This window comes from Pseudarthrobacter ribosi (genome assembly GCF_055412865.1).
In genome coordinates, this window is the sequence record NZ_JBVAYZ010000013.1 from 102066 (window position 1) to 108565 (window position 6500).

Annotated in this window: 8 protein-coding genes and 1 pseudogene; 6 read left to right on the plus strand and 3 right to left on the minus strand. The window is 67.7% G+C overall.

Going from position 1 to position 6500, the window contains the following annotated elements:
- Positions 1–4: 4 nt before the first annotated feature.
- The gene (locus ACZYZ5_RS13935) at positions 5–973 is read right to left on the minus strand and encodes an NAD(P)-dependent alcohol dehydrogenase (protein WP_463902368.1); all 969 of its coding nucleotides are present in this window, start codon (positions 971–973) and stop codon (positions 5–7) included.
- A gap of 196 nt (positions 974–1169) precedes the next feature.
- Between ACZYZ5_RS13935 and ACZYZ5_RS13940 the strand changes: the two genes are divergently transcribed.
- From ACZYZ5_RS13940 to ACZYZ5_RS13950, 3 genes are all read left to right on the plus strand, one after another.
- A complete protein-coding gene (locus ACZYZ5_RS13940) occupies positions 1170–1823 on the plus strand; it encodes a LysE family translocator (protein WP_463902370.1) in 654 nt (217 codons plus the stop codon).
- Between the two features lie 274 nt (positions 1824–2097).
- Entirely contained in the window at positions 2098–2289 is a 192-nt protein-coding gene (locus tag ACZYZ5_RS13945) for a hypothetical protein (protein ID WP_463902372.1), read from the plus strand.
- A 17-nt stretch (positions 2290–2306) separates the two neighbouring features.
- Positions 2307–2564, plus strand: coding sequence for a helix-turn-helix domain-containing protein (locus ACZYZ5_RS13950; RefSeq protein WP_463902374.1), 258 nt, complete (start codon positions 2307–2309; stop codon positions 2562–2564).
- An 11-nt stretch (positions 2565–2575) separates the two neighbouring features.
- Here ACZYZ5_RS13950 and ACZYZ5_RS13955 read toward each other — a convergent pair whose 3' ends face one another.
- On the minus strand, positions 2576–3325 hold the full coding sequence (locus ACZYZ5_RS13955; RefSeq protein ID WP_463902375.1) for a 3-hydroxybutyrate dehydrogenase: 750 nt from the start codon (positions 3323–3325) through the stop codon (positions 2576–2578).
- Between the two features lie 142 nt (positions 3326–3467).
- Between ACZYZ5_RS13955 and ACZYZ5_RS13960 the strand changes: the two genes are divergently transcribed.
- Complete coding sequence (locus ACZYZ5_RS13960; RefSeq protein ID WP_463902377.1) at positions 3468–4385, plus strand: LysR family transcriptional regulator; 918 nt, start codon at positions 3468–3470, stop codon at positions 4383–4385.
- 28 nt (positions 4386–4413) lie between these two features.
- Here the strand turns inward: ACZYZ5_RS13960 and ACZYZ5_RS13965 are convergent, their stop codons facing one another.
- The gene (locus tag ACZYZ5_RS13965; RefSeq protein WP_463902379.1) at positions 4414–5334 is read right to left on the minus strand and encodes a spermidine synthase; all 921 of its coding nucleotides are present in this window, start codon (positions 5332–5334) and stop codon (positions 4414–4416) included.
- Positions 5335–5526: 192 nt separating this feature from the next.
- Between ACZYZ5_RS13965 and ACZYZ5_RS13970 the strand changes: the two genes are divergently transcribed.
- Both ACZYZ5_RS13970 and ACZYZ5_RS13975 read left to right on the plus strand, forming a co-directional pair.
- On the plus strand, positions 5527–6375 hold the full coding sequence (locus ACZYZ5_RS13970; RefSeq protein WP_463902381.1) for a hypothetical protein: 849 nt from the start codon (positions 5527–5529) through the stop codon (positions 6373–6375).
- A gap of 8 nt (positions 6376–6383) precedes the next feature.
- Positions 6384–6500, plus strand: a pseudogene (locus ACZYZ5_RS13975) (phage holin family protein); the annotation flags it as partial.

The window sequence follows — 6500 nt, forward strand, 5'->3', positions numbered from 1 at the left end:
ACGCTCAGACCGTGATGACCACCTTGCCGCGGGCGTGGCCGTCGTGCATGTGCCGGATTGCCCCCGGAGCGTCGTCCAGCGGATAGCTCTTCTCGATGACGGGGGTGACGGTCCCGGCGTCGATGAGCTGGGCCAGGTAGCGGAGGTCCTCCTGCCGCTCGGTGGCCATCAGACCGGTCAGTTTCTGCCCGACGAAGGGGGAGATCAGGGCGGCCCGGAGGGACCGTTCAAATCCTCCGGTCCAGCGGCCTCCGCCTTCGCCGCCGACAATCACGAGGGTTCCCCGGGGTTTCAGCGCACGGCGGAGGACTGACAGCGGGCGGTTGCCAGCCGTGTCGAGAATGAGGTCGAACTGCCGCGCGCCGTCCGCGAAGTCGTCGTGCTTGTAGTCGATGACGTGATCGGCGCCGATCGACCGGACCAGCTCCAGCTTCGCGGTGCTGCATACGCCGGTGACCTGCGCTCCGAGCACCTTGGCGAGCTGGACGGCAAAGGAGCCCACCCCGCCGCCGGCGCCAATGATCAGTACATCCTGCCCGGATTGGAGTTGCCCACTGTCGCGCAGGCCCTGCAGTGCCGTGGTGGCGGAGATGGGCACGACTGCTGCCTGCTCGAAGCCGGCCTTCACCGGCTTCAGGGCGATCTTGCCCTCCTTGGCGCAGACGAATTCGGCGAAGGTTCCCTCTGCGGTCCCAAAGACCTCATCCCCCGGACGGAACCCGACGACGTTCTGCCCCACCGCCTCGACCTGCCCGGCGACTTCCCTGCCGCGGATCGGATTCTTGGGGGCCCTGACCCCGAAGAAGGCCCGGGTCAGAAACGGCAGCCCGGTCATGAGGTGCCAGACCCCCTGTTCGACGCCGGCGGCGCGGACCCGGATCAGCACTTCGTCATCGCCCGGTACCGGGGTTTCAACGTCGCGCAGCACCAGCACATCCGCAGAGCCGTACACGTCCTGGACGATGGCTTTCATGACGCCTCTTCTTCTTCACTGTCGGGGTGCTGGAAACTCAGCGCCCGGCGGCACCCTGAGCGCACGGGCGGGTGACGGCCCTGCTCAGGGCGCAGGAGACGAAGGGATTCGCGACCCGGATCGGTTCTACCATGGCCGGCACACCCTCCGGTAGGGCGCCGCGACCACGGCCGGGCCCGCGGGGCTAAAATCAGTCATGGTCCCCGCCACCAACCTGCTGGCCTTTGCCCTCGCCGCCCTCCTTCTGATCGCTGTGCCTGGACCCAGTGTGCTGTTCGTGATCGGACGGACGCTGGCGCTGGGCCGCCGGGGCGGACTCCTGAGCGTGCTGGGCAACGCCGCCGGGGAGCTGTTGCAGATCGCCGCGGTGGCCCTGGGGGTGGGCGTGGTGCTGGCACAGTCCGTGCTGCTTTTCAGCGTGGTCAGGTTCGCCGGCGCGGCCTATCTCATCTACCTCGGCTTCCAGGCCATCCGGCACCGTGGCAGAGGCCCGACGCCGGCGGAGCCCTCGCGTCCGGCGTCGACCTTGCGGACCCTCCGGGAAGGATTCATCGTCGGTGCCACCAACCCCAAGTCGATTATCTTCTTCGTCGCCGTGTTGCCCCAGTTTGTGGACTACTCGGCCGGCGCCATCCCCCTGCAGCTGGCGACGCTGGGGGCGCTGTTCCTCGCGATCGCGCTGGCCTCGGACAGTGGCTGGGCGTTGGTCGCCGGTACTGCCCGCCGCTGGTTTGCCAGCTCGCCCCGGCGGATCGCCGCGCTGGGCACCACCGGCGGGGCGATGATGATCGGGCTGGGAGGAGCTCTTGCCTTGGCCGGTAACGGGACGGATCCGCCCCCTAGCAAGTAGTCGGCGCTGCGGCCCAAGTGGTACGCGGTCCGGCAGAGGAAGAAGTTACTCGTGTGACGAATGGGGCTGACGGGTACAGTGGCGTCACGGCGACACGGACGGCCGGGGGCGTGGCTTGGGGGGCCTGCCCTAAGCCGCTCCGGATGCCGCCGATTGTCCGAGTGGCGCGCTTTTCAAAGGAGTGGTTCCGATGGAGTCCCCAGCATCTCCGCAGGCACAAGACCAACGACCACCACACCATCGACGCCGGGTGGCGGATTTCCTGTGGGGATCTGTGAGCCGCGCCAGGGCCCCGCGCGTCCCGTTCCGGATGGGTCAGGTGCTGATTGGCGATGATCCGTTCAACGGCCGGCACCTGGGCACAGTGGCCGTGATCGATGCCCCCTACGTGGGTCTCAGGACAGCCGGCAGCGGGGCCGGGCACGTCAGGTTCTACGACTACCGGCAACTCCGGTACCCCGACTAGTGGACGGGCCAGAAGACATGAGCTCAGCGAATTATTCCTCCCATTTCCTGACGATCGCGGAGGTCGCTGCGGCGATGCGGGTGTCCAAAATGACCGTTTACCGGCTGGTGAAGTCACACGCGATCGCGGCCGTGCGGGTGGGCCGCTCGTTCCGGGTTCCCGAGGAAGCCGTCAACGACTACATCCGCCGCGCCACCGAGCCCGCGACCCCGGCCCAGGCGGACGACAAAGGCGGCGAGACGGACGAGCAGAAGGACGACAAGCCGAAGGACTGATTGTCGGCCCGCTACCTGGCGGACCAGCCGCCGTCCATCGTGTAGCTCGCGCCGGTGACCATGCCGGCGTCGTTAGAGGCCAGCCAAGCCACGAGGGAGGCGACCTCCTCCGGCTCGACGAGACGCTTGACGGCGGCCTCGGTCAGCATGATCTTGGAGAGCACCTCGGCCTCCGGGATCCCGTGCAGCTTGGCCTGGTCCGCGATCTGCGACTCGACCAGCGGCGTCCGGACATAGCCGGGGTTGACGCAGTTGGAGGTGACGCCGTGCGCGCCGCCTTCCAGCGCCGTGACCTTGCTCAGTCCTTCCAGGCCGTGCTTCGCCGAGACATAGGCACTCTTGAAAGGCGAGGCCCGGAGCCCGTGCACGGAGGACAGGTTGATGATCCGGCCGAAGTTGTTGGCGTACATGTGCGGCAGCGCGGCCCGGATGAGCAGGAACGGCGCTTCCAGCATGAGCGTGATGAGGCGGCGGAAGTCCGCCGGGTCGAAGTCCTCAATCGGGCTGATGCGCTGGAAGCCGGCGTTGTTGACCAGGATGTCGCAGTCCAGGCTGACCGACTGCAGCGCCTCGACGTCGAGCAGGTTGACCGCCCAGGAGGTGCCGCCGACCTCGTCGGCGAGGGCCGTGGCCGCGGCTTCATCCACATCCGCTATCACCACCTTGGCACCCCGTGCCGCCAGCGCGCGGACGCTCGCAGCGCCGATTCCGCCGGCTCCGCCGGTCACCAGGGCCTTTCGCCCGTTCAAGCTGCTCTCCATGTCCTGCACTCCTCAAGTTTGCGGTCGTCAACAGCCCAGAGGAGGTGCGATGCACAGCGCTGAGCAGCTTTATTGAGTATTGCCGCAGAAAGTGTGCGATTCAATGGTCAAACCGGCACCCCTTGTGTGCAGAATTGCAGATATGAATGCGAACCCGGATGATCTGCTTGTACTTCTGGCCGTGTCCCGCTCCGCCAAGTTCACGACGGCGGCGCAGTCACTGGGGTTGAACCACACCACCGTGTCCCGCCGGATAGCGGCGCTGGAGAAGGCCCTGGGCGGCCGGGTGCTTTCAAGGGCCTCCGGAGGCTGGGAGCTGACGGAACTGGGCGCGGAAGCGGTGCTGGTGGCCGAGCGGGTGGAAGCGGCGATCCGGACCCTGGAACAGCCCGGCCGGGTACCGGACCCGATCACCGGCGTCGTCCGGATGACCGCGACAGACGGCTTCAGCGCCTACATCGCGGCCCCTGCGGTGGCCAAGCTGCGCCGCGACCACCCCGGTCTCAGCGTTGAGATCATCACCGTGACCCGCCGGGCGCTCCAGCAGCGTTCCGGGCTGGACATCGAGGTTGTGGTGGGCGAACCGCAGGTGCACCGGGCCGCGGCCGCCCGGCTCGGCGAGTACATGCTCGGCATGTACGCCTCCCGCGATTACCTTGCCGAGTACGGTACCCCCGCGACGATCGAGGAACTCACCACGCATTCGCTGGTCTACTTCGTGGATTCCATGCTTCAGGTCGACGATCTGGATGCCCCGCGGCGCCTTGTGCCCACGATGCGGGACGGCCTGAGCTCCACCAATGTCTTCGTCCATGTGGAGGCAACCCGCGCGGGCGCCGGAATCGGCTTCCTGCCCTGCTTCGCGGCGGACCTGCATCCGGATCTGATCCGGCTGCTGCCGGAGGAGTTCGCCGAACTGCTGCCGTACTGGATGGTGCTGCGGCCAGATTCCATGCGGCGCCCGGCCGTCGCGGCGGTGGTGCAGGCGCTGCGCGAGCAGACGAAGGCCCACCGCAAGGCGCTCCTGGGGCGGGGAGGATACGCAGCGACTGCTCCGTAACCGCCGTTATCGGGGTGCTAAACGGCCGCTACGGAGCAGCCGACGGCGCCGGCTCCACCGTTTTCGGGTCGCGGCGGACCGGGGCGCCGGCGGCGAACGCCCGGACCTTGGAGTCGTTCCAGATGTGGGCGGGAACGGCGCCGCCGAGCAGGCGCCGCGCCAGGCCGGGATCGTCGTCGAACGGCAGGTCGCTGCCGGCCATGATCATGTTCCCGTAGCGCCTGCCCTTGAGCATGGCGGGGTCCGCGATGATCACGGTGTGCTTAAAGATGTCCGCGATGGTCGCCGCGTCCTCGCGCGCGTTTCTCAGGTCCGGCGCGTCGCCGGAGTTCACGACATAGATCCCGCCGGGGGCCAGGACGCGCTTGGCGTGTTCGTTGAACTCCCTCGTGGTGAGCGGCCGCGGCGTCAGCGAGCCGGCAAACACGTCGCGGATGATCAGGTCCCGGGTCTGCGGCGTGAGGCTTTCGGTGACCTCGCGGGCCTCCCCCACCCGCAGGCGCATCAGCGGCGCCTTCGGCAGGTCGAACCAGCCCCGGACATATTCGGCCAGTTTGCCGTCGAGTTCCACCACCACCTGGCGGGCCTCCGGGTAGGCGGCGTGGAAGTAACGCGCCAGGGAGCATGCTCCGCCGCCCAGGTGCAGGGCGCGCAGCTTCACCCGGGAGTCCGGCGGCCAGCGTGATTCCACCAGGGCCGAGATCCAGCGCATGTATTCGAAGTCGAGGAACAGCGGATCGGCCAGGTCGATGTGCGAGCTCATCACCCCGTTGATCCGCAGCAGCCAGCCATTGGAGTTGTCCTGGTCGGCGATCAGTTCGCAGTCACCGGTGTCGATGTAGTAGATGCCCTCCAGGGGTCCGTCGGGGCGGCTGCCCTTCGGGATCTCCACCACCCCGGGGGCCTTTTCGGTGTTGCTCCGGCCGGCAGCCCTGCCCCGCCTGGCCATCAGCCGTCCACCGTTTTGCTCATGTTTCAAGCCTAGTTCACCGGCCGTGGAGGGCTTCACCGCGGCGGGCCCAGACTCTGCGGCAAGAATTAAGCAAAGGGTACTTACCATTTACTAGTAATCATGCTTACTATTATGTCTCCAGTTATTGCTGGTTTGTGATCAGCAGCCGATCTTGAAAAGAGAGCGAAGATGACAGAGAACAAATGGCCCCAGGACGGTAGCTACGGCAATCCCACGGCCACCCAGCAGACTCCCCTGCGGCCGGAAACCACCTTCCCGCCGACGGCCAACGAGAGCGCCTATGGCACCTCCACCGAGGGCGGGGCCTCTAAGACCGATGCGGCCAAGGACGAGGCAGCTGACCTGAAGCGCCAGGCTACGGACTCGGCCCAGACCGTGGCCGAGACCGCTAAAACCGAAGCCGCCAATGTCGCGGCCGAAGTCAAGACGAACGCCCGTGACCTGATGTACCAGGCCAAGTCCGACCTCACCGACCAGGCCGGCGCGCAGCAGCAGAAGGTCGCCGAAGGCCTTCGCTCGTTTTCCACCGAACTGCACACCATGGCCACGGCGTCCGACCAGCCCGGCGTCGCCAGCGATCTTGTGCGCCAGGCCGCCGAGCGGTCCTCCGCAGTCGCCGGCTGGCTCGATGGCCGCGACCCGGGTTCGCTGCTGACCGAGGTGAAGTCCTTTGCCCGCCAGCGCCCCGGCACGTTCCTGCTGCTCGCGGCCGGCGCGGGCGTCCTGGCCGGGCGGCTCAGCCGCAGCCTGAGCGCCGGAGCGCCGGAAACGGGCGCAACCGCGCCCGCCACGAGGGTCCCGGACACCGGCATGGCGGTTCCGCCGCCGCCCGTGCAGATGCCTGCCCCGGAAACCACGACGGCGGGCTTTGCGGAGACGTATCCGCCCAATCCGCTCGACGCCGATCCGCTCGGTGACGGTGGCCGGCAGGACCGCTGGGCATCCGAGCCTGTGGCGACGGACCCGGCCCGGCAGGATCCGTTCCGTGATGATCCCTTTGATGGTGGCCGTCGATGACCAGCGAAATGCCCCACGCCGGCGCGCACGCCAAGGCTGAAACGTCGTCCCTGGGCGATCTTCTGGGCGAGGTCACGCGGGACATGTCCACGCTGATGCGGCAGGAAGTCGAGCTGGCGAAGGTC

Excerpts from the sequence above, each read along its gene's own strand:
- ACZYZ5_RS13965 (WP_463902379.1), bottom strand. The coding sequence starts at position 5,334 with ATGGCCAGGCGGGGCAGGGCTGCCGGCCGGAGCAACACCGAAAAGGCC.
- ACZYZ5_RS13960 (WP_463902377.1), top strand. The coding sequence starts at position 3,468 with ATGAATGCGAACCCGGATGATCTGCTTGTACTTCTGGCCGTGTCCCGC.
- ACZYZ5_RS13940 (WP_463902370.1), top strand. The coding sequence starts at position 1,170 with ATGGTCCCCGCCACCAACCTGCTGGCCTTTGCCCTCGCCGCCCTCCTT.
- ACZYZ5_RS13955 (WP_463902375.1), bottom strand. The coding sequence starts at position 3,325 with ATGGAGAGCAGCTTGAACGGGCGAAAGGCCCTGGTGACCGGCGGAGCC.
- ACZYZ5_RS13935 (WP_463902368.1), bottom strand. The coding sequence starts at position 973 with ATGAAAGCCATCGTCCAGGACGTGTACGGCTCTGCGGATGTGCTGGTG.
- ACZYZ5_RS13970 (WP_463902381.1), top strand. The coding sequence starts at position 5,527 with ATGACAGAGAACAAATGGCCCCAGGACGGTAGCTACGGCAATCCCACG.
- ACZYZ5_RS13950 (WP_463902374.1), top strand. The coding sequence starts at position 2,307 with ATGAGCTCAGCGAATTATTCCTCCCATTTCCTGACGATCGCGGAGGTC.